General features: G+C 70.3%; 18 protein-coding genes and 1 tRNA gene. 10 read left to right on the forward strand and 9 right to left on the reverse strand.

Features of this window, described 5'->3' with window-relative positions:
- Positions 1-1215, forward strand: coding sequence for a radical SAM family heme chaperone HemW (hemW, locus tag ACWA7K_RS14045; RefSeq protein WP_456162007.1), 1215 nt, complete (start codon positions 1-3; stop codon positions 1213-1215).
- 6 nt (positions 1216-1221) lie between these two features.
- Here hemW and ACWA7K_RS14050 read toward each other — a convergent pair whose 3' ends face one another.
- The 3 genes from ACWA7K_RS14050 to ACWA7K_RS14060 form a co-directional block, all read right to left on the reverse strand.
- Positions 1222-2334 (reverse strand): protein-glutamate methylesterase/protein-glutamine glutaminase, encoded by a 1113-nt coding sequence (locus ACWA7K_RS14050; RefSeq protein WP_456162008.1) that lies wholly within the window; start codon positions 2332-2334, stop codon positions 1222-1224.
- A 38-nt stretch (positions 2335-2372) separates the two neighbouring features.
- Positions 2373-3038 carry a chemoreceptor glutamine deamidase CheD gene (gene cheD, locus ACWA7K_RS14055; RefSeq protein WP_456162009.1) on the reverse strand — a complete coding sequence of 222 codons (666 nt, stop codon included), beginning with the start codon at positions 3036-3038 and terminating at the stop codon, positions 2373-2375.
- 71 nt (positions 3039-3109) lie between these two features.
- A complete protein-coding gene (locus ACWA7K_RS14060; protein WP_456162010.1) occupies positions 3110-3976 on the reverse strand; it encodes a CheR family methyltransferase in 867 nt (288 codons plus the stop codon).
- Positions 3977-4199: 223 nt separating this feature from the next.
- Between ACWA7K_RS14060 and ACWA7K_RS14065 the strand changes: the two genes are divergently transcribed.
- From ACWA7K_RS14065 to ACWA7K_RS14075, 3 genes are read left to right on the forward strand one after another with little or no spacing between them, the layout of a single operon-like run.
- The gene (locus ACWA7K_RS14065; protein ID WP_456162011.1) at positions 4200-5072 is read left to right on the forward strand and encodes a GGDEF domain-containing protein; all 873 of its coding nucleotides are present in this window, start codon (positions 4200-4202) and stop codon (positions 5070-5072) included.
- The gene (locus tag ACWA7K_RS14070; RefSeq protein ID WP_456162012.1) at positions 5069-5929 is read left to right on the forward strand and encodes a MinD/ParA family protein; all 861 of its coding nucleotides are present in this window, start codon (positions 5069-5071) and stop codon (positions 5927-5929) included. The genes ACWA7K_RS14065 and ACWA7K_RS14070 overlap by 4 nt, the downstream gene beginning before the upstream one ends.
- A gap of 31 nt (positions 5930-5960) precedes the next feature.
- Complete coding sequence (locus ACWA7K_RS14075; protein ID WP_456162013.1) at positions 5961-6389, forward strand: group II truncated hemoglobin; 429 nt, start codon at positions 5961-5963, stop codon at positions 6387-6389.
- A 24-nt stretch (positions 6390-6413) separates the two neighbouring features.
- On the opposite strand, the gene ACWA7K_RS14080 is transcribed toward ACWA7K_RS14075, so the two are convergent.
- Both ACWA7K_RS14080 and radC read right to left on the reverse strand, forming a co-directional pair.
- Complete coding sequence (locus ACWA7K_RS14080) at positions 6414-7178, reverse strand: Smr/MutS family protein (protein WP_456162014.1); 765 nt, start codon at positions 7176-7178, stop codon at positions 6414-6416.
- Positions 7175-7843: a RadC family protein gene (radC, locus tag ACWA7K_RS14085; RefSeq protein ID WP_456162015.1), complete on the reverse strand. Its 669-nt coding sequence runs from the start codon at positions 7841-7843 to the stop codon at positions 7175-7177. Before radC ends, ACWA7K_RS14080 begins: the two co-directional genes overlap by 4 nt.
- Positions 7844-7915: 72 nt before the next feature.
- Here radC and ACWA7K_RS14090 point away from each other — a divergent pair, with 72 nt between their 5' ends.
- The 6 genes from ACWA7K_RS14090 (at position 7916) to ACWA7K_RS14115 (ending at position 14816) form a co-directional block, all read left to right on the forward strand.
- Complete coding sequence (locus ACWA7K_RS14090; protein ID WP_456162016.1) at positions 7916-8368, forward strand: FKBP-type peptidyl-prolyl cis-trans isomerase; 453 nt, start codon at positions 7916-7918, stop codon at positions 8366-8368.
- Complete coding sequence (gene ispH / locus ACWA7K_RS14095) at positions 8368-9363, forward strand: 4-hydroxy-3-methylbut-2-enyl diphosphate reductase (RefSeq protein ID WP_456162017.1); 996 nt, start codon at positions 8368-8370, stop codon at positions 9361-9363. Before ACWA7K_RS14090 ends, ispH begins: the two co-directional genes overlap by 1 nt.
- Before the next feature lie 124 nt (positions 9364-9487).
- On the forward strand, positions 9488-10786 hold the full coding sequence (gene serS / locus ACWA7K_RS14100; RefSeq protein WP_456162018.1) for a serine--tRNA ligase: 1299 nt from the start codon (positions 9488-9490) through the stop codon (positions 10784-10786).
- A gap of 127 nt (positions 10787-10913) precedes the next feature.
- Positions 10914-11004 (forward strand) — tRNA-Ser (locus ACWA7K_RS14105).
- A gap of 243 nt (positions 11005-11247) precedes the next feature.
- Complete coding sequence (locus ACWA7K_RS14110) at positions 11248-12297, forward strand: extracellular solute-binding protein (RefSeq protein WP_456210159.1); 1050 nt, start codon at positions 11248-11250, stop codon at positions 12295-12297.
- The gene (locus ACWA7K_RS14115; protein ID WP_456162020.1) at positions 12294-14816 is read left to right on the forward strand and encodes a bifunctional diguanylate cyclase/phosphodiesterase; all 2523 of its coding nucleotides are present in this window, start codon (positions 12294-12296) and stop codon (positions 14814-14816) included. The genes ACWA7K_RS14110 and ACWA7K_RS14115 overlap by 4 nt, the downstream gene beginning before the upstream one ends.
- Positions 14817-14864: 48 nt before the next feature.
- On the opposite strand, the gene ACWA7K_RS14120 is transcribed toward ACWA7K_RS14115, so the two are convergent.
- The 4 genes from ACWA7K_RS14120 to ACWA7K_RS14135 form a co-directional block, all read right to left on the reverse strand.
- Positions 14865-16925, reverse strand: coding sequence for an outer membrane protein assembly factor BamB family protein (locus ACWA7K_RS14120; RefSeq protein ID WP_456210161.1), 2061 nt, complete (start codon positions 16923-16925; stop codon positions 14865-14867).
- A gap of 182 nt (positions 16926-17107) precedes the next feature.
- Positions 17108-17464: an FKBP-type peptidyl-prolyl cis-trans isomerase gene (locus tag ACWA7K_RS14125; protein ID WP_456162022.1), complete on the reverse strand. Its 357-nt coding sequence runs from the start codon at positions 17462-17464 to the stop codon at positions 17108-17110.
- An 83-nt stretch (positions 17465-17547) separates the two neighbouring features.
- A complete protein-coding gene (gluQRS, locus tag ACWA7K_RS14130; protein ID WP_456162023.1) occupies positions 17548-18465 on the reverse strand; it encodes a tRNA glutamyl-Q(34) synthetase GluQRS in 918 nt (305 codons plus the stop codon).
- Positions 18462-19427, reverse strand: a complete 966-nt coding sequence (locus ACWA7K_RS14135) for a LysR family transcriptional regulator (protein ID WP_456162024.1) — start codon at positions 19425-19427, stop codon at positions 18462-18464. The genes gluQRS and ACWA7K_RS14135 overlap by 4 nt, the downstream gene beginning before the upstream one ends.
- Positions 19428-19625: the final 198 nt, after the last annotated feature.

Genomic DNA, 19625 nt, shown 5'->3' on the forward strand with positions numbered 1-19625 from the left:
ATGTCCAACACCCCGCTGAACGCCGCCGCCGCCGACCGTTTCCTGCGCGCCGGCACGCTGAACCTGACGGCGCAGCCGCCGCTGTCGCTCTACGTGCACCTGCCGTGGTGCCTGAAGAAGTGCCCGTACTGCGACTTCAACTCGCACGAGAACGGCGGCCAGGCGCTGCCCGAGGCGCAGCAGCGGCGCTACCTCGACGCGCTGGTCGCCGACCTGGAGGCCGCGCTGCCGCTGGTCTGGGGCCGGCCGGTGGTGTCGGTCTTCATCGGCGGGGGCACGCCCAGCCTGTTCCCGCCCGAGGCGATCGCGCGGCTGGTCAGCGACATCCGCGCCCGCCTGCCGCTGATCCCGGACGCCGAGGTGACGCTGGAGGCCAACCCCGGCACCTTCGAGCGCGAACGCTTCCGTGCCTACCGGGCCGCTGGCGTGACCCGGCTGTCGATCGGCATCCAGAGCTTCAACGACCGCCACCTGAAGGCGCTCGGCCGGGTCCACGACCGGGCCCAGGCGCTGGCGGCGGCCGAGGAAGCCGCCGCGTCGTTCGAGACCTTCAACCTCGACCTGATGTACGCCCTGCCCGGGCAGACGCTGGCCGAGCAGGCCGAGGACCTGGCGACCGCGCTGGCGCTGCAGCCGCCGCACCTGTCGGTCTACCACCTGACGATCGAGCCGAACACGCGCTTCGCGATCGACCCGCCGAACGTGCCCGACGACGACCAGGCCGCCGAGATGCTCGACCAGATCAGCGCGATGACCGGCGCGGCCGGCCTGCAGCGCTACGAGGTGTCGGCCTACGCCAAACCCGGGCACCGCTGCGCGCACAACCTGAACTACTGGTCGTTCGGCGACTACCTGGGCATCGGCGCGGGCGCACACGGCAAGCTGAGCTTCCCGCACCGCGTGCTGCGGCAGGTGAAGTGGCGCGAGCCGGCGCGTTACATGGACGAGGCGCTGCGCGGCACCGCCACGTCCAACGAACACGAGGTCGCGCGCCAGGACCTGCCGTTCGAGTTCATGCTGAACGTGCTGCGCCTGCGCGACGGTTTCCCGCTGACGCTGCTGGCCGAACGCACGGGCTTGCCGATGTCGGCGATCGAGGCCGGCCTGGCGCGGGCCGAGCAGCACGGCCTGATCACGCGCGACTGGGCCCAGGTGCAGCCGACCGCTCGCGGCTTCGACTTCCTGAGCGACCTCCAGGAGATGTTCCTGGCCTGACCCCGTTCAGACCCGCGACAGCGCCACGCCCGAGGTCGAGCGCAGGTGCTCCATCAGGTAGGGGCCGATGCGCTTGAGCGGCAGCACCTCGTGGCAGGCGCCGGCGGCGATGGCCTCGCGCGGCATGCCGAAGACGACGCAGCTGGCCTCGTCCTGCGCCACGTTGTGGGCACCGGCATCGCGCATGACCTTCATCGCCCGGGCGCCGTCCGCGCCCATGCCGGTCAGCATCACGCCGATCGCGTTGCGGCCGGCCACGCGGGCGGCCGACAGGAACAGCACCTCGACGCTGGGCCGGTGGCGGTTGACGGGTTCCTCGCTGGTGACGCGGGCCACGTAGTTCGCGCCCGAGCGTTCGATCGACAGGTGGAAGCCCCCGGGCGCCAGGTAGGCGTGGCCCGGCAGCACCCGTTCACCGTCGACCGCCTCCTTCACCGCGATGCGGCACAGGCTGTCCAGCCGGGCCGCATAGCTCTTCGTGAAGCCGGGCGGCATGTGCTGGGTGATCAGCACCGCCGGCGCGTCGGCGGGCATCGCCATCAGCACCTCGCGGGTCGCCTCGGTGCCGCCGGTGGAGGCGCCGATGAAGATCAGTTTCTCGGTCGACAGCCGCCCCAGCGCGGCCACCGGCGCCGCACTCTCGCCGGCCGCAGGCGCGTGGCCCTCGGGCGTCGGCGGGGCCGAGACATGGCGGGCGACCTTGGCCTTGGCGGCCACGCGGATCTTGTCGGTGATCTCCTGGGCCAGCTGGCGGATGCCGTCGGTGATGCCGATCTTGGGCTTGGCGACGAAGTCGACCGCGCCCAGTTCGAGCGCCCGCAGCGTGACCTCGGCGCCGCGTTCGGTCAGCGTCGAGACCATCACCACCGGCATCGGCCGCAACCGCATCAGCTTGGACAGGAAGTCCAGCCCGTCCATCCGCGGCATCTCGACGTCCAGCGTGATGACGTCCGGATCGAGGTTGCGGATCATCTCGCGCGCCGCATACGGGTCGGCCGCCGCGCCGACGCAGGTCATGTCCGGCTGCCGGTTGATGATCTCCGCCAGGATGCTGCGGACCAGGGCCGAGTCGTCGACCACCACCACGCGCGTCTTCGACGTGTTCGGCATGTTCGGCATGGTCTCTCCTTGTCGCTTGTCGTCTTGTGGTGCTGAGCTCAGAACAGGTCGACGCTGCCGCCGGCGCTGGTCGTCGTGCGGGCCTTCTGGGCCGCGTCGCGGTCGGTCGCCGCAATCGCCTCGACGCTGGTCGGCGCCAGGCGCTTGACCATCGCCTTGCCGCTGGCCGGGAAGAAACACACCTTGCGGGGGTAGATCTCCAGCACGTCCTTGGAGACCACCGGGATGCGCTCGGTCGACAGGTAGTCCAGCACGAAGGCGGTGTTGCGCTCGCCGACGTTGAGGCTGCTCATGCCGCTCATGACCGCGCCGCCGCCGAACACCTTGGCCTCCAGCGTGCCGCGCGACGCACCGCGCTTGAGCAGCTCGTTGATCAGCAGTTCCATCGCGTAGGAGCCGTAGCGCCCGCCATCGGTCGCGCCCAGGCCGGCGTCCGGCAGCATGAAGTGGTTCATGCCGCCGACACGCGCATTGCGGTCCCACAGGCAGGCGGCGATGCACGAGCCCAGCGTGGTCATGATCAGCAGGTCCTCGTCGTGCACGAAGTACTCGCCGGGCAGGACCTTGACGGCATCGGCCTTGAAGAAGGCGTCGTAGAAGAAGAACGAGGCCTCGCCCGGCTTGCGCGGCTGGCCGCGCAGCTGCTCGATGCGGCTGCTGCGCGGGGGTGAGGGACGTGCCGGCGCGGAGGAAGAGGGGGTCATCGGGAGGCCTGCTGGATACGACGGAGGAGGCTTGGCGGCCGTGACCGCGCTGGCGTGGGTGGCCATGGTGTTCAGGCCCTCTGGTAGACCGTCTTGCCGCGCAGCTGGAACAGGTCGCGCGAGTCGGTGAAGTTCTCGGAGTGGCCGACGAACAGGTGGCCGCGCGGCTTCATCACCGCATGCATGCGCTCCAGCACGCGGCGTTGGGTCGGGGCGTCGAAATAGATCATCACGTTGCGGCAGAACACGATGTCGAACGGCTCTCCGAGGGCCCAGTTCGGGCTCATCAGGTTGAAGGGCCGGAACTCGATCAGCTTGCCCAGCTCGGGCCGCACGCGGATGTAGCCGGCGTTGTTGCCGGTGCCGCGCATGAAGTGGCGCTTGAGGCGCTCGGGGCTCAGGCCGCGCGAGTCGTGGGCGTAGACGCCGCGCCGCGCGGTCTCGAGCACCTGGGTGTCGATGTCGCTGGCGACGATGCTCAGCGCCGGGTTGTTGCCCAGCGCTTCCAGCGCGCACATCGCGATCGAATACGGTTCCTCGCCGGTCGACGCGGCGCTGCACCAGATGCGCACCGGCGTGCGCGGGCCGATCGCGCGCAGCACCTCGGTCAGCACCGGGAAGTGGTGTTCCTCGCGGAAGAACGAGGTCAGGTTGGTCGTCAGGCAGTTGACGAACTGCTGCCACTCGCGCTCGCCGGCATCGCCGCTGGCGCTCTCCAGCCATTGCAGGTAGGACGAGAAGCTGCGGTGGCCGGTCTCGCGCAGGCGGCGCGACAGGCGGCTGTAGACCATCGCCTGCTTGTGCTCGTGCAGGCTGATGCCGGCACGCTGGTGGATCAGCTCGCGCACCCGCTGGAAGTCCCGCGTGTCGAAGGAGAACTCGCGTCCCTGGACATCCAGGGACATGTCCGGGGCAAGGATCGGGTCGGAGAGGGACATGGCGTGGAGGAGTGGCGAACAGGGACGGCTCATCGGGCGGACGCCACGACGCAACGGTTCCAGTGTGTCGGCCCGGCCCCCTGCGCCACGCCCGGAGTTGAGGCGCCAAACACGGCCATTTCCATTTCGGGCGCAAATCGGGCTCGCTGTAGACTGAACCCAACCGCAATGGAGGGGCGAGGCCGCCCTGCCGAGCGCCCCACGCCCACCAGCCGCCGTCCACGTGAACGACCAGCGCACGTCCCCCGGATTCCTCGATGCCCGCGGCACCGCCCACGAAGGCGGCGACAGCGTGCTCGGCGCGTTCGACTACCCGACCGGCTACGGCGACTTCGACGCCCACACCAGTCCCCTGTCGACCCCGCCGATCGGCGTGACCGGCGGGATGCTGCAGCTCGACCTGGCGCTGCGCCTGCTCGAACGCAGCGGCCACCGCTTCCCGGTCGACGCGCAGGTCGGCTCGCAGGCCTGGATGCAGAGCCTGGTCGACGGGCTGTGCAACCTGTCCAGCCGCGACCCGCTGACCGGTCTGCCGAACCGGCGCGAGTTCGAGTCCGCGCTCGAACAGCAGGTCGACCGCGTCGCCCGTTCGGGCGAACCGGCCGTGCTGCTGCTGTTCGACATCGACCACTTCAAGCGCATCAACGACACCTGGGGCCATGCCGTCGGCGACCTGGTGATCCAGGCCATCGCACGCGGCCTGCAGGACAGCGTGCGGCCGATGGACAGCGTGGCCCGGCTGGGCGGCGAGGAGTTCGCCGCCGTGCTGCCGAACTGCCCGCCGACCTTCGGCCACATGGTGGCCGAGCGGGTGCGCCGCAACATCGAGTCGATGAAGATCCCCATCGGCCAGGACCGCCATGTCCAGGTCACCGTCAGCGTGGGCGGTGCCTACGCGCCGCGCTGGGTGCGCTCGTCGCGCACGATCTGGCTCGAAAGGGCCGACCAGCAGCTCTACCGGGCCAAGGGCGAGGGCCGCAACCGGACCTGCCTCGAGACCCCTCTGCAGACCGATGTGAGCGCAGCCGAACGCGGCATGTTGCTGGGCGCGTCGCCGTCAACCTACCCGCCCGAATCCGAGACCTCCGCGCCATGACCGCCCCGACCCCGAACCCCTCGCCGGCCAGTCCGCCGAACCCTTCGCCGCTGGCCACCGCGGCGGCCTCGGCCAACGCGGCCAACCGCACGCTGGCGCGCATCACCGCCGTCACCAGCGGCAAGGGCGGCGTGGGCAAGACGATGGTCTCCGCCAACCTGGCCGCCGCGCTCGCCCGCCGTGGCGAGCGTGTGCTGGTGATCGATGCCGACCTCGGCCTGGCCAACCTGGACGTGGTCCTGAACCTGCAACCGCGCGCCACGCTGCACGACGTCTTCACCGGCAAGGTCGCGCTCGAGGCCGCGCTGGTCGAGGCCCCGGGCGGCTTCCACGTGCTGCTGGCCGGCTCCGGCCTGGTCGAGTATTCGCACCTGACGCCCGAGGTGCGCGAGCAGCTGGTGGCCGTGCTGGCCAAGGTCCGGCCGCGTTATGACCGGGTGCTGCTCGACACCGGCGCCGGCATCTCGGACGTCGTGCTGTTCGCGGTCTCGCTGGCCGACGAGGTGCTGGTCATCGCGACCCCCGAACCGACCGCGATGGCCGATGCCTACGCGACGATCAAGGTGCTGGCGATCCAGCAGGGCCGCGATGTCGTGCAGCTGGTCGTCAACCAGACCCAGCGCCTGGGCGAGGGCCGCAACGTCGCCCAGCAGCTGCAGACCGTCATCGACCGCTTCGTGCAGCGCCCCGACGGCCAGCCGGTGCGGCTGAACTACGTCGGCGAGATCCCGTCGGACAACTCGGTGCGCCATGCGGTGCAGCGCCGCCAGCTGATGGTGGCGACCTACCCGGGATGCCCCGCCGCGCTGGCCATCACGCAGGTTGCGGGCAAACTCCCGGCCCTTGCCCAGCGCTGATGGGCCTTGCCGGACCTGCCCACCTGACCCGATGACCGACGCCGCTTCCGACCCGAACAACGACTCCGACACCACCCGCCCCGCCACCGCCTTCGACTGGGTCGGCGGCGAAGCCAAGGTCCGCGCGCTGGTCGACCGCTTCTATGACCTGATGGACCTGGAGCCCGGCTACCGCGAGCTTCGGGCCACCCACGGCACCACGCTGGACGATGCCCGCGACAAGCTGTTCTGGTTCCTGTGCGGCTGGCTCGGCGGCCCGCAGCACTACGTCGAGCGCTTCGGCCACCCGCGCCTGCGGGCCCGTCACCTGCCCTTCGCGATCGGCCTGCGCGAGCGCGACCAGTGGCTCGCCTGCATGCACCAGGCGATGAACGAGACGGCGCTCGATCCGGCCCTGATCGCCCGGCTCGACGAGAGCTTCTTCGGCACGGCCGACTGGATGCGCAACAAGGGCGGCTGAGGGCGGCTGAGACCGGCGACCGGCTCAGCCCGGCGCCGGGTCGCCCCGCTCCACGCGTTCCACCCGCGCCGCCTCGGCCCGCCGCCGCTGCTCGCGCTGGCCGCGTCCCAGCGAGCCGGCCAGCAGCACGATCAGCGCGCCGGCACCGCCGTCCGGTCCACGTGCCTGCGTGAAGGCCAGCACCTCCTGGCGCTGCACCAGCCAGCTGCGCACCTTGCCCTTGAGCACTGGCTCGCGGCCCGGTGAACCCAGCCCCTTGCCGTGGACCACGCGCACGCAGCGCCAGCCGCGCTTGCCGGCGTCGGACAGGAAATTCGCCAGCGCCTCGCGGGCGTGGTCGCGGGTCAGGCCGTGCAGGTCGATCTGGCCCTGCACCGTCCAGCGGCCCAGGCGCAGCTTCTTCAGCACGTCCGGGCCCAGTTCGAGGCGCCGGAACGACAGCTGGTCGTCGGTCTCCATCAGCGTCTCGGGATCGAACTCGTCGGACAGCGACGCGCGCAGCACCTGGCGGTCGTCGAGCTCGCGCTGCAGCGGCTCGGGCGCGGGCCGCGGACGCTCGATCGCCGCCAGATCGCTGGGCGGCAGCGGCGTGACGTTGCCGAGCGTGTCGCGCAGCGTGTGCAGGAACAGCGCCTGTTCGCGCCGGCGCGCTTCCTCGCGCTGGCGGGCCAGCTCGGCGGCGCGCTCCTCGGCCTCGCGGCGCGCCTGCGCCTCCTTCATCAGGCCCTTCAGGTCGGCCAGATCGCGCCAGCCGCCGCCCTGGCGCGGGCCCGGTCGCGGCGATCTCACATCAGCCCCCGCTCGGCGAAGCTCAGGACCTGCGCGCCGCCCACGATGAAGTGGTCCAGCACCCGCACGTCGACCAGCGCCAGCGCGTCGGTCAAGCGGCGCGTCAGCACCTCGTCGGCGCGTGACGGCTCGACCTGGCCGGACGGGTGGTTGTGCGCCAGGATCACCGCCGAGGCGTTCAGCGCCAGCGCCCGCTTGACGACCTCGCGCGGGTAGACGCTGGTCTGCGCGACGGTGCCGCGGAACATCGGCTCGTAGGCCAGCAGGCGGTGGCCGGTGTCGAGGAACATCACGCCGAAGACCTCGTGCTCGTGGGCGCCGAGCTGCAGCCGCAGGAAGTCGCGGACCTTGTCGGGGCTGTCGAAGACCGGCTGGCCGGCCATCTCGGCACGCACCGCGCGCCGCGCCAGTTCCAGCACCGCCTGCAGTTCGGCCCGCCGGGCGGGGCCCAGGCCCTTGACGCCCTTGAGCGCCTGGTTGTCGGTGCCGATCAGGCCGGACAGGCCGCCGAAGCGGGTCAGCAGCTCGCCGGCCCACTCCATCACGCCGGTGCCCTTCAGGCCGGTGCGCAGCAGCAGCGCCAGCAGTTCGACGTCGGCCAGGGCGGCAGGCCCCATCGCCAGGAGCTTCTCGCGCGGTCGCAGCGTGGCGGGCAGGTCATTCATCGGGGTTCCAGTCCGTCGGCGCGGGCCGCGCACCTAAAATCAAGGTCAGTCTACCGAACACAGGATCACCGCGTGCCTCAGGTCCAACCGGGTTCTTTCCTCACCCTGCACTATCGATTGGCCGGCCCTGACGGGGCCGACATCGTCAACACCTTCGACGAGAAGCCCGCCACGCTGTCGCTGGGCACCGGCGAGCTCGCGCCCGCGATCGAGGCACAGCTGCTGGGCCTGGAGGAAGGCACCCACACCACGCTGACGCTCGACCCGGGCGTCGCCTTCGGCCAGCGCAACCCCGAGCTGCTGCAGCGGGTCAAGCTGGCGTTGCTGCGTGACCTGGGCGACCCGGACGCCGAGTACCACGTCGGCGACGTCGTCCAGTTCCCGACGCCGGACGGCCAGGGCAGCTACGCCGGGGTCGTGCGCGAGGTCAGCCCGCCCGAGGACGACTGGGCGCTGTTCGACTTCAACCACCCGCTGGCCGGCCAGGCCGTGACCTTCGAGGTCAAGCTGATCGGGGTGCTGTGATGGCCTCGAACGAAGGTGCTGTCCGGACCATCGCGCTGCAGGAAGTGGTGCTGGCGCAGCCGCGCGGCTTCTGCGCCGGCGTCGACCGCGCGATCGAGATCGTCGAGCGCGCGCTGACCCTCTACGGCGCGCCGATCTACGTGCGCCACGAGATCGTGCACAACACCTTCGTCGTCGCCGACCTGAAGGCCAAGGGCGCGATCTTCATCGAGGACCTGGCCGACGTGCCGGCTGGCGCGACGCTGGTCTTCAGCGCCCACGGCGTCAGCCAGGCGGTGCGCCTGGAGGCCGCGCAGCGCGGCTTCCAGATCTTCGACGCCACCTGCCCGCTGGTCACGAAGGTCCATGTCGAGGTCGCCAAGCTGCGCCGCGAGGGCTACGAATTCATCATGATCGGCCACAAGGGCCACCCGGAAGTCGAGGGCACGATGGGCCAGCTCGACGACGGCATCTACCTGGTCGAGGACGTCGAGGACGTCCTGCGGGTGCAGGTGCGCCAGCCCGAAAGGCTGGCCGTGGTGACGCAGACCACGCTGAGCGTGGACGACGCCTCCAGCATCCTGGCCGCCGTCAAGGCCCGGTTCCCGCTGGTGCGCGAGCCCAAGAAGCAGGACATCTGCTACGCCACCCAGAACCGGCAGGACGCCGTCAAGCTGCTGAGCGCGGAGGTCGACATCCTGATCGTCGTCGGCAGCCCGACCAGCTCGAACAGCAACCGGCTGCGCGAGGTCGCCGAGCGGCGCGAGATCGCCGCCTACATGGTCGACAACGCCAGCGAGCTGAAGGCCGAGTGGTTCGAGGGCCGCCAGCGCGTCGGCCTGACCGCCGGTGCCTCGGCGCCCGAGCTGCTGGTGCAGCAGGTGATCGAACGCCTGCGTGCGCTGGGCGCGACCAGCGTGCGGACGATGCCCGGTGTCGAGGAGACGATCGAGTTCCCGCTGCCGCTGGGCCTGGGCGACCGCTCGATGGCGGCCGCCGCCGCGTCCCGATCCTGACGCTGCTCCGCGCCCATCGATCGAACGCCCGCGGCCCGCAAGCGCCTTCACGGGCCCACCACCGACACGACGGCACCGAACGCCCCGAAGGCGTCGGCGCCGAGCTGATCCAGAAAGACCTCCCATGCTCGACATCACCCTGCTGCGCCGCGATCTCGACGCCGTGCTCGAACGCCTGGCCACGCGCAAGAACCCGCAACCCTTCCTCGATGCGGACCGCTTCCGCACGCTCGAAGGCGAGCGCAAGACCATCCAGACCCGCACCGAGGAGCTGCAGGCCCGCCGCAACGCGCTGAGCAAGCAGATCGGCGCCGTCAAGGGCAAGGGCGGCGACGCCAGCGCGCTGATGGCGGAAGTCGGCGGCCTGGCCGACGAACTGAAGGCCGGCGCCGAGCGGCTCGACCAGATCCAGTCCGAGCTGTCGGACATGCTGATGCACGTCCCCAACCTGCCGCAGGCCGGCGTTCCGGTCGGTGCCGACGAGAGCGCCAACGTCGAGGTCCGCCGCGTCGGCACGCCCAGGACCTACGACTTCCCGGTCAAGGACCACGTCGACCTGGGCGGCCCGCTCGGGCTGGATTTCGAGACCGGCACCAAGCTGGCCGGCTCGCGCTTCTCGTTCCTGAAGGGCCCGGTCGCGCGGCTGCACCGGGCGCTCGCCCAGTTCATGCTGGACCTGCAGTCGGGCGAACACGGCTACACCGAGTGCTACACGCCCTACATCGTCAACCGCGAGGTGCTCGAAGGCACCGGGCAGTTGCCCAAGTTCAAGGAAGACATGTTCTGGGTCTCGCGTGGCGGGGATGAAAGCCAGCCCGAGCAGTACCTGATCTCGACCTCGGAAATCTCGCTGACCAACAGCGTGCGCGAACAGGTCCTGGCCGCCGATGCGCTGCCGATCAAGCTGACCGCCCACAGCCCCTGCTTCCGCTCGGAAGCCGGCTCGGCCGGTCGCGACACGCGCGGCATGATCCGCCAGCACCAGTTCGACAAGGTCGAGATGGTCCAGATCACCACCGCCGAGCAGAGCGATGCGGCGCTGGAGGAGATGGTCGGCCACGCCGAGGCGGTCCTGCGCAAGCTTGAACTGCCCTACCGCGTCGTGCTGCTGTCGACCGGCGACATGGGCTTCGGCGCGGCGCGCACCTATGACCTGGAGGTCTGGCTGCCGGCCCAGGACACCTACCGCGAGATCAGCTCGTGCAGCAACTGCGAGGCCTTCCAGGCCCGTCGGATGCAGACGCGCTACAAGAACGCGCAGGGCAAGAACGAGTTCGTGCACACGCTCAACGGCTCGGGCCTGGCGGTCGGCCGCGCCCTCGTCGCGGTGCTGGAGAACCACCAGAACGCCGACGGCAGCATCACCATCCCGGCGGCGCTGCGCCCCTACCTCGGCGGCCAGGAACGCCTCGCGGCGGGCTGAAAGACGAACCGAACCGGTTGATCGACGCCGTTTTCGTCGTCTATACTCCGGCCTCTTTGCGGTAGAGACCCACCGCAAGGAGCCCACCGAAGCCCTGTCAGCAGGTCGACGGCCGGAGCGAACACCAGGAGAGGTGGCAGAGTGGTCGAATGCGCCGGACTCGAAATCCGGTATACGGTACCCCCGTATCGAGGGTTCGAATCCCTCCTTCTCCGCCAAGACAAAGCCCAAGTGATTGATTCACTTGGGCTTTTTTCTTGGGCGCGAGCTTGCCCCATCTCATGCCGCACCCGGCCAGAGGCGCCCGTCGCTGGGTGAACGTGAACGACAGCAGCGATCGGGCGACGATGCTTCGGTTTAAAGTCTCTCGATGGAGATGCCATCCGTGGCCGCTGCACGCCGGACGCTCGATCCCTCTTCGAGCCTGAAAGATCGGGTGTGAGCGGGCGGCCATCCAGACCATGAACATGCCCAGCCTCGATCGACGACTCTTCTGCCTGGGCCTGCCAGCCTGCATGACGGTGCCGGCACGCGCCGCGCAGACGCTGCGTGTCCTGGCCTGGCCGGGTTACGCCGACCCGGACGTCGTCGAAGGCTTCGAGCGGCGCCGGCAGGTCAAGGTCGAGGTCACCTTCATCGACTCCGACGAGGCCCTGTGGCAGAAGATCGGCCAGAACGAGGGCCGCGATTTCGATGTCTTCGCGGTGAACACCGCCGAGCTGCAGCGCTACATCGCCCAGGGGCGGGCGTCGCCGATCGACACGACGGCCATCCCCAACCTCGGTCGCCAGCTGCCTCGCTTCCGGGAACTGACCGCGATACCCGGACTGGTCCATGGCAACGCGACGTACGGCATCCCCTACACCTACTCGGAGATGGGGCTGATCTACGACCGCCGCCAATGGCCGAAGGCACCGGCGTCGATCGCCGAGCTGTGGAACGAAGGCTACCGGGGCAAGGTCATTGCCTATGACGGGGGCGTGCACAACTTCTCCCTGGCGGCGCAGGCGCTCGGGCTGGCCACGCCGTTCAGGCTGGGCGAGCGGGACTGGCCCCGGGCCGTCGACCGCCTGATCGCGCTGCGACGCAACGTCGCGTCGTTCTATACCCAGCCGGAAGAATCGGTGGCCCTGTTCCGCCAGCACAAGGCCGCGCTGATGTTCGCGAACTACGGCACGCAGCAGCTGCACGCCGTCAAGGCCGCCGGCATCGACGTCGGCTATTCGATCCCCAAGGAAGGGGCGCTGGCCTGGCTGGACTGCTGGGCGATCACGCGCGCCGTCCGGGACCGGGGGCTGGCCAACGCCTGGATCGACTACATGCTGGGGGAAGGTCCCGGCCAGGCGCTGGTGACGCGGCAGGGGCTGGCCAACACCGCCGTCACGCCGGAGTCCTTGCGGCAGGCGGCCAACCTGGTCTGGCTGCAGCCGGTCGAGAGCGAGGATCGCCGCAACCAGATGTGGTCGCGCATCATTGCCGGTGACCGTGCCAGCAAGGTGCTGATGCCTTGAAGCTCGGGATCGCGTTCAAGCTGTCGGTCCTGCTGGCGCTGGTGGGGGTGCTGGCCGCCGGCCTCACGGGCTTCTATGCCAACAACGCCAGCCAGGACCTGTTGGTGAATGCAGCCAAGAACCAGCTGCTGACGTCCACCCAGGTGCTGGCCCGGCGCATCACCCTGACGCGCGAGGAGATCGCCCGCAACCTGCAGGTGCTGGCCGATCACCCCGCTGCGCTGGCCACGATCGAGACGGCCGACGCCACGCACGCCGACCAGGTCGCGACGCTGTTCAACCTGATGATGCAGGCCAACTCGGCCTACACGCAGATCCGGCTGATCTCGGCCAGCGACCACGGCCTGGAGCGGGTCCGGGTTGACCGGGCGGGCGGCAGGACCGTCCGCGTGCAGGAGGACGATCTGCAGGAGAAGGGCCACTTTGCCTACGTGTCCCAGGCGCTGAAGCTGCGCGCCGGCGAGGTCTACCTGTCGCGGATCTCCGTCACGCACGAGCGCGGCACGAACGACGGCATCGACCGCCCTGCCCTGCAGCTGGCGATGCCGGTGACTCATGCCGACGCGCCGGCGATCGGTGTGGTGGTCATCACCGTGGACCTCGACAGCATGTTCGAACTGCTGGCGACCGACCTGCCCAGCGACTTCAAGCTCTACCTGGCCAACGGCAGCGGCGACGTGCTGATCCACCCGGACCCCAGCAAGACCTTCGGCTTCGACAAGGGGCGGCGGGTGGAGATCCAGGACGAGTTCGGCCCGGTCAACGAGATCGTCGCGGGCCAGCAGAAGGAAGTGGTCTTCGACACGGGCAAGTCAGGTGACAGCGAGACCGGGATGGTGGCGGCCTTCACGAGCCAGGCGATCGAGGGCCCGTCGGAGGACGGTCGCCTGATCCTGGGGCTGGCCCGGCCGCTCGAGAACCTTCTGGAACAGACCCGCAAGCTCGGCACCACCATGCTCCAGATCGTCTTCGGTCTCTGCGTGGCCTTCATCCTGCTGGCGATTCCGCTGGCGCGTGCGGTGATCCGCCCGATCGATGCCATCGGCAGGGCCGCCGATCGCCTGTCCTCGGGCTTGCCGCCCACCGAGCTGCCGCTGCATCGCGAGGACGAGATCGGCGCCCTGGCGCGGAGCTTCCGGGACATGCAGGACCAGCTGTCGCGGCAGCTGACCGCGCTGCTGTCCAGTCAGGCGCAGCTCGAACATCTGGCCCAGCACGACACCCTGACGGGACTGCCCAACCGGTATCTGCTGCTCGAGCGCCTCAAGCGTGCGGTGGCCGACAGCGCGCGCAGCGGCAAGCATGGCGCCCTGCTGTTTCTCGATCTGGACAACTTCAAGACGCTCAACGACACGCTCGGTCACGACGTGGGTGACCAGCTGCTGCAGCAGGTGGGCCGCCTGCTGACCGAGCAGGTGCGCGGCTCCGACACCGTCGCGCGGCTCGGTGGCGACGAGTTCGTGGTGGTGCTGGAAGACCTGGACCCGTCCGCGGACGAGGCGCTGGTGCAGACATCGAACGTGGGACGCAAGCTGCTGGCCACGCTGAACCGTGCGTTCCAGTTCGGGACCTATGCCCACCACAGCACGGGAAGCATCGGCGCGACGCTGTTTGTCGGCGACCAACGGCCGCCGGACGAACTGCTCAAGCAGGCCGACCTCGCGATGTACCAGGCCAAGACGGCTGGCCGGAACGCGCTGCGCTTCTTCGATCCGGAGATGGAGACGCTGGTGCAGGCGCGCATGGCGCTCGAAGCGGACCTGCGCCTGGCCATCCAGGGCGAGCAGTTTCAGCTGCACTACCAGGTCCAGGTCGATGCCGACGGCCGCGCGCTGGGTGTCGAGGCCCTGCTGCGCTGGCAGCATCCGCGACACGGGATGGTGCAGCCGACGTCGTTCATCCCGGTGGCCGAGGACACGGGCCTCATCCTGCCCATCGGTCAATGGGTGATCGAGGCCGCCTGCCGGCAGCTGGTGCGGTGGGCCGAGGATCCCGTCATGTCCGGGCTGACCGTGGCGATCAACCTGAGCGCCCGACAGCTCCGGCAACCGGACTTCGTGGCCTCGGTGGCGACGGCCCTGGAGCGTTCGGGCGCCCGGCCCGGGATGCTCAAGCTGGAGCTCACCGAAAGCGTGCTGGTCGAGGACGTCGAGCAGGCGATCGAGAAGATGACCCGGCTCCGGGCGCTCGGCATCCTGTTCTCGCTCGACGACTTCGGCATGGGCTATTCGTCGCTGGCCTACCTCAAGCGCCTGCCGATCGACGAACTGAAGATCGACCGGAGCTTCGTCAGGGACATCCTGACCGACGTCAACGATGCGGCCATTGCGCGGATGGTCGTGGTCCTGGCCGACAGCCTCGGATTGCGGGTGGTCGCCGAAGGCGTGGAAGACCAGGCCCAGATCGACATGCTGACGAAGATCGGCTGCCGGATCTACCAGGGCTACCTGTTCGGTCAGCCGATGCCGCCGGAAGCGGTCGCCGCGCTCGTCAAGCGGGTCGCGGCCACGCCGGCCTGAAGTCGACCGGCCTGATGACGACCGGCCAGAAGACCGCTTGACCTGCGCTCAGGGCGTCGACAGCTTCCACACCGTCAGCTTCGCGCCCGCCGGGACGACGAGGTAGCCCTCGCCGAAGCCCATGCCGGTGTAGGGCACCGCGACGTTGTGTTCGTCGGTCGCGGACATGCCCGTGCCGGCGCTGCCGGTCCAGAGCAGCGCACCGGTGGTGGTGTCGAGGGCATGCACGGTCCCGTCGCTGGCGCCGATGAACACGATGTTGTTGACCATCAGCGGCGCCGAGACCAGCGCGGCGGAAGCGGCGTAGCTCCAGGCGGCGAGCGAGGTGTCGAGATCGATGCGACGCAAGGTGCCGCCCTGCAGCACGTAGGCCTTGCCATCGGCCAGCACGGGGATCGCGGTGCTCGGGACCGAACCGAGCAGCTGGCCGGTGCTGGTGGCACGGACCTGCCCATCGTTGAAGACAGAAGGGTCGCGCACGAAGATCCGGGCGCCGTCGGCCGCCACGGTGCGGCCGCCACCGCCACTGCAGCCGCCGCTGACCCACCAGATCGTCTGGCCGGTCAGCGGGTCGAACTTGTAGATCTGGCAGGGATAGGACACGTAGACGCCGTCGGCCGTGACCGCCGGCGAGCTGTGGTCGCCGTTGGCCACCGGGCTGGACCAGAGCAGCGCGCCGTTCAAGGCATCGACCGCATAGACGGTGCCGCCGGACCCCGCCCCGCTGACGTAGACGAGGCCGTTGACGGCCGTCGGCGGCGAACTGAACAGGTACTGCACCGGCAGCTGGGACGACCACAGCGACGCACCGGTCGCCGCATCGAAGGCCCGCAGCAGGCCGTCGGAGTTCAACACGAAGACCCGCCCGTTGTCGTAGGCGTGGCCGGTCCACGGAAAGGTGCCCGCCAGCGACACCGGTCCCCAGGCCAGCTGGCCGGTCAGCTGGTCGTAGGCGCGCAGCTCGCGTCCGATCAACCCGGATGCGTTCGACACCGCCGTCACGAACACCTTGCCGGCGGCGATCAACGGGTAGGAGACCTCGCCGGTCAGCGTCACCGACCAGCTCGGCGACGCCGGCAAGGTCAGCGCGCCGGGCCAGGTGGCGCGCCCGCTGTGCGCCGGGTCGACCTGGAAGGTGACCGACTGCGACAGCGGCGGCGTCGGCGACGGCGTGACCTGGAAGACGTTGACCGGGAGCTGCGCACTGACCGCCCCCAGCGTGGCGTTGACGACGGCGGCGCCACGCGCCACGGCCAGCACCAGGCCGGCGTTGTCGACCGAGACGACGCCGGGCGCCTGGCTGGTCCAGGTCACCTGGCTGGTGATGTCCTGACGCGAGCCATCGGACCAGACGCCGGTGGCGGTCAGCTGACGTGTCGCCCCGGGCGCAAGCGTGATCCGAGTCGGCGCCAGCTCGATCAGACCCAAGGTCGGGACCGGCGGTGGCGGGCCGACCACCGTCACGTGCGTCTGCTGGAAGGCGTTGATGATGAAGAAGGAGTCCGGGTCGGCCTGGGCAACCGGCAGCAGGCGGCCCAGTCCGGTGATCAGCGTCGTCGGCCCGACGGGCAGACTGCCGGCCGGGAACACCGCATTGCGCTCCGACGCCCCCAGGAAGGCGAACCCGCCCGTCGGCCAGATCAACTGCCCGTTCACGTCGACGGCGCCAACGAGGTGATAGCCGCCGACACCGGCGCCGGCGTCCTGCCAGACCATCACGAGGTCGTTCGCGTTGATCCAGGTCGTGCCGGTCGCCGGCACCAGGATGGTCGGAAACGCGGGAAACGCGACAACGTCCGGGGCGTAGACCTTCCCACCCAACCGGACGGAGAACGTCACGGGATCGCCCGCGCGGATCGTGACGCCGCTGGCGTAGCTCTCGAACTGAGGGTCGTAGCTCAGCGCCGAGCCGTTCAGGGTGACGACGGCGTTGCCGATGGCGGCGCCAGTGGCGCGGTCGCGGACCTCGACGCTGATCACCGCGTTGTAGCCGGCCGGCAACGCACCGGGTGGTGCGTCGGTCGACTCGAAGCCGTACATCGTCGCGAGGATGACGGGGGCGCCACTGCCACCACCGCCTCCACCGCCACCGCAGGCACCGAGACTCATGGCCAGCAGCATCACCAGCAGGCCGAACAGCCTGCGGATTCCCCGTCCCGCGATCAACACCTCATCCCCCTCGACCCATGATGCTTGGGTTTATGGGGCGAGTGTGACATCGGTCACGGGTGACGATCCAGGGGTCGGACCCAGGGCCGACCGGGTCGCGCGGACCCGGTCTTCGAGCGGGATCAGCCGCCCAGGTACTCGACCTCGAACACCAGCGTCGCGTTCGGCGGGATGACGCCGCCGGCGCCACGGGCGCCGTAACCGAGTTCAGCAGGGATCTGCAGCACGCGGGTGCCGCCGACCTGCATGCCGGCCACGCCTTCGTCCCAGCCGCGGATCACCATGCCGGCACCGAGGTGGAAGCGGAAGGGCTGACCGCGGTCCTTGCTGGAGTCGAACTTGCGGCCACGGCCGTCGGCCTTGGTCGGGTCGTGCAGCCAGCCGGTGTAGTGCACGGTCACTTGCTGACCGGCGGTCGCGGTGCTGCCGCTGCCGACGACGGTGTCTTCGTACTGCAGGCCACTGGCGGTGGTGATCATGGGGCGCCCTTCATCGCTGAAAAAAGAGGGCGCGATGATGCCACCGTGCCTCGCTGTAACCGCTGCGTGCGAACACGCAGGATTCAGTCGGGCCAACGGGCGTCACGCCAGGCCTGCACGGCGGCGGCGAGCGTCTGCGCCACGCCGCTGGCCGGGACCAGGTCGAGCCGCAACCCGAGCACGCCGGCGGCCTGCTGCAGCGCCCGGGCCGGATCGGCCAGGTCGAGCGGCGCGGCGCCGTTCTGCTTCGACAGCTTCGCGCCGTCGGCCGCCAGCACCAGCGGCGTGTGCAGGTAACGCGGCGTCGGCAGACCCAGCGCGCGCTGCAGCAGGATCTGGCGCGCGGTGTTGTCGGCCAGGTCCTCGCCCCGCACGACATCGGTGATGCCCTGCTCGGCATCGTCGACGACCACCGCCAGCTGGTAGGCCCAGAGGCCATCGGCGCGTTTCAGCACGAAGTCACCGACCGCCGCCTCGACCGCCTGTTGTTGCGGGCCGAGCCGGCGATCGGTCCAGGAGACCGGCGCGGTGCCACCGGCCCGGCCGGTGTGCAGCCGCCAGGCCCGCGCCGCCCGTCCGGCCAGTCCGCCCCGTTCCGGTCGGCAGGTGCCGGGATAGGGGCGATCGCCGTGGCGTTCGTGGACACGGCCCGCGCGGGCGGCGGCGGCTTCGATGTCCTTGCGGGTGCAGGCGCAGGGATAGGCCAGCCCGGCATCGACCAGCCGCGCCAGGGCGGCGGCATAGGCCGGATCGCGGCGCGACTGCCAGAGCGGCGGGTCATCGCTGACCAGCCCGCAGGTGGCCAGCTGGCGCAGGATCTCCTCGGCCCACGCCGGGCTGCAGCGCGGCAGGTCGACGTCCTCGATGCGGACGATCCACCGACCGCCCCGGGCCCGCACATCCAGCCAGGACGCCAGCGCCGCGACCAGCGAACCCGCGTGCAGCGGTCCGGTCGGCGACGGCGCGAAGCGGCCCCGCACGGGCCCGCCTGGCGGCGTCACAGCACCAGGCCGGCGTGCTGCTCGAGCAGCGCCTTTCGGGTCGCCGGGCGTTCCAGCTGGGTCAGCCACCAGGTCAGGCCGCGGCCTTGCGCGGCGCTGCGGCGCCAGGCGTAGTGCAGCTGCACCTCGCGGGCCGGGTCGTCGGTCTCCAGCACGACCAGGCGACCGGCCTCGGCGTGGCGGCGCACCAGGTTCTCGGGCAGGCGGCCACAACCCAGGCCACGCAGCTGGGCCTCGACCTTGGCGGCCAGCGACGGCACGGTCAGCACGTCCTGGCCGGCCTGCACGCCGACGGTGACCGGCTCGAAGCGCTGGGCCGTATCGGCGATGGCGATGATGCGGTGGCGCGCGATGGTCTCGGAACTGAGCGGCTGCGGCTCGCGCGCCAGCGGGTGGTGCGGCGCGACCGCCAGCACCATGTGCAGCTGGCCAAGCGGCGCGGTCTGGATGTCGTCGATCGCGGTGGCCTTGGGCGCGACGCCAATGGCCAGGTCGGCCTGGCCGGTCACCAGCGCCTCCCAGGTGCCGGCCAGCACCTCGCTGCGCAGGCGCATGCGGGTCGGCGGACAGGTCGACAGCGGTGCCGAGGCAGCGCCGGCATGGGGCGGCTGGGCGTCGCGCATCGGCTCGATCGACTGGGCGTAGAACGCGTCGATCAGGTCGAACAGCGCGGCCGGCGCGATGATGTTGTCGACGGCGATCGCGAGTTCGGCCTCCCAGCCGGTGGCCACGCGCTGGACCCGGTTGGCGACCGCGTCGATCTGCTGCAGCAGGCGCCGGCCCTCGCGCAGCAGCTCGTGGCCTGCGGGCGTCAGCTGGGCCTGGCGCGAGCGGCGGTCGAACAGCAGCGCGTCGAGCGACTCCTCAAGTTGACGCACGCTGTAGGTCAGCGCGGACGGCACCTTGCCCAGCTCCCGCGCCGCTGCGGCGAAGCTGCCGGTGCGGGCGATGGTGTCCATCATCTCGAGGGCTTCGGGGGTCAGCGCAAGGCGACGTTGAGGCGAGGTCACGTGGGGAATGGGCTGAGTCTTGGCGGGGTTCGGTCGGCCGGAACGACAGGCGAGCCGGGGCTCACTTCAAGCCGCTTGAATGATGCCATCACGCCGGCTCAGACCTGGGCGAGGGCAAGCCCGCCATCATCTGGGGACCCACTGGAGAGC

Source organism: Leptothrix mechoopdaensis (SeqCode), from assembly GCF_053893855.1.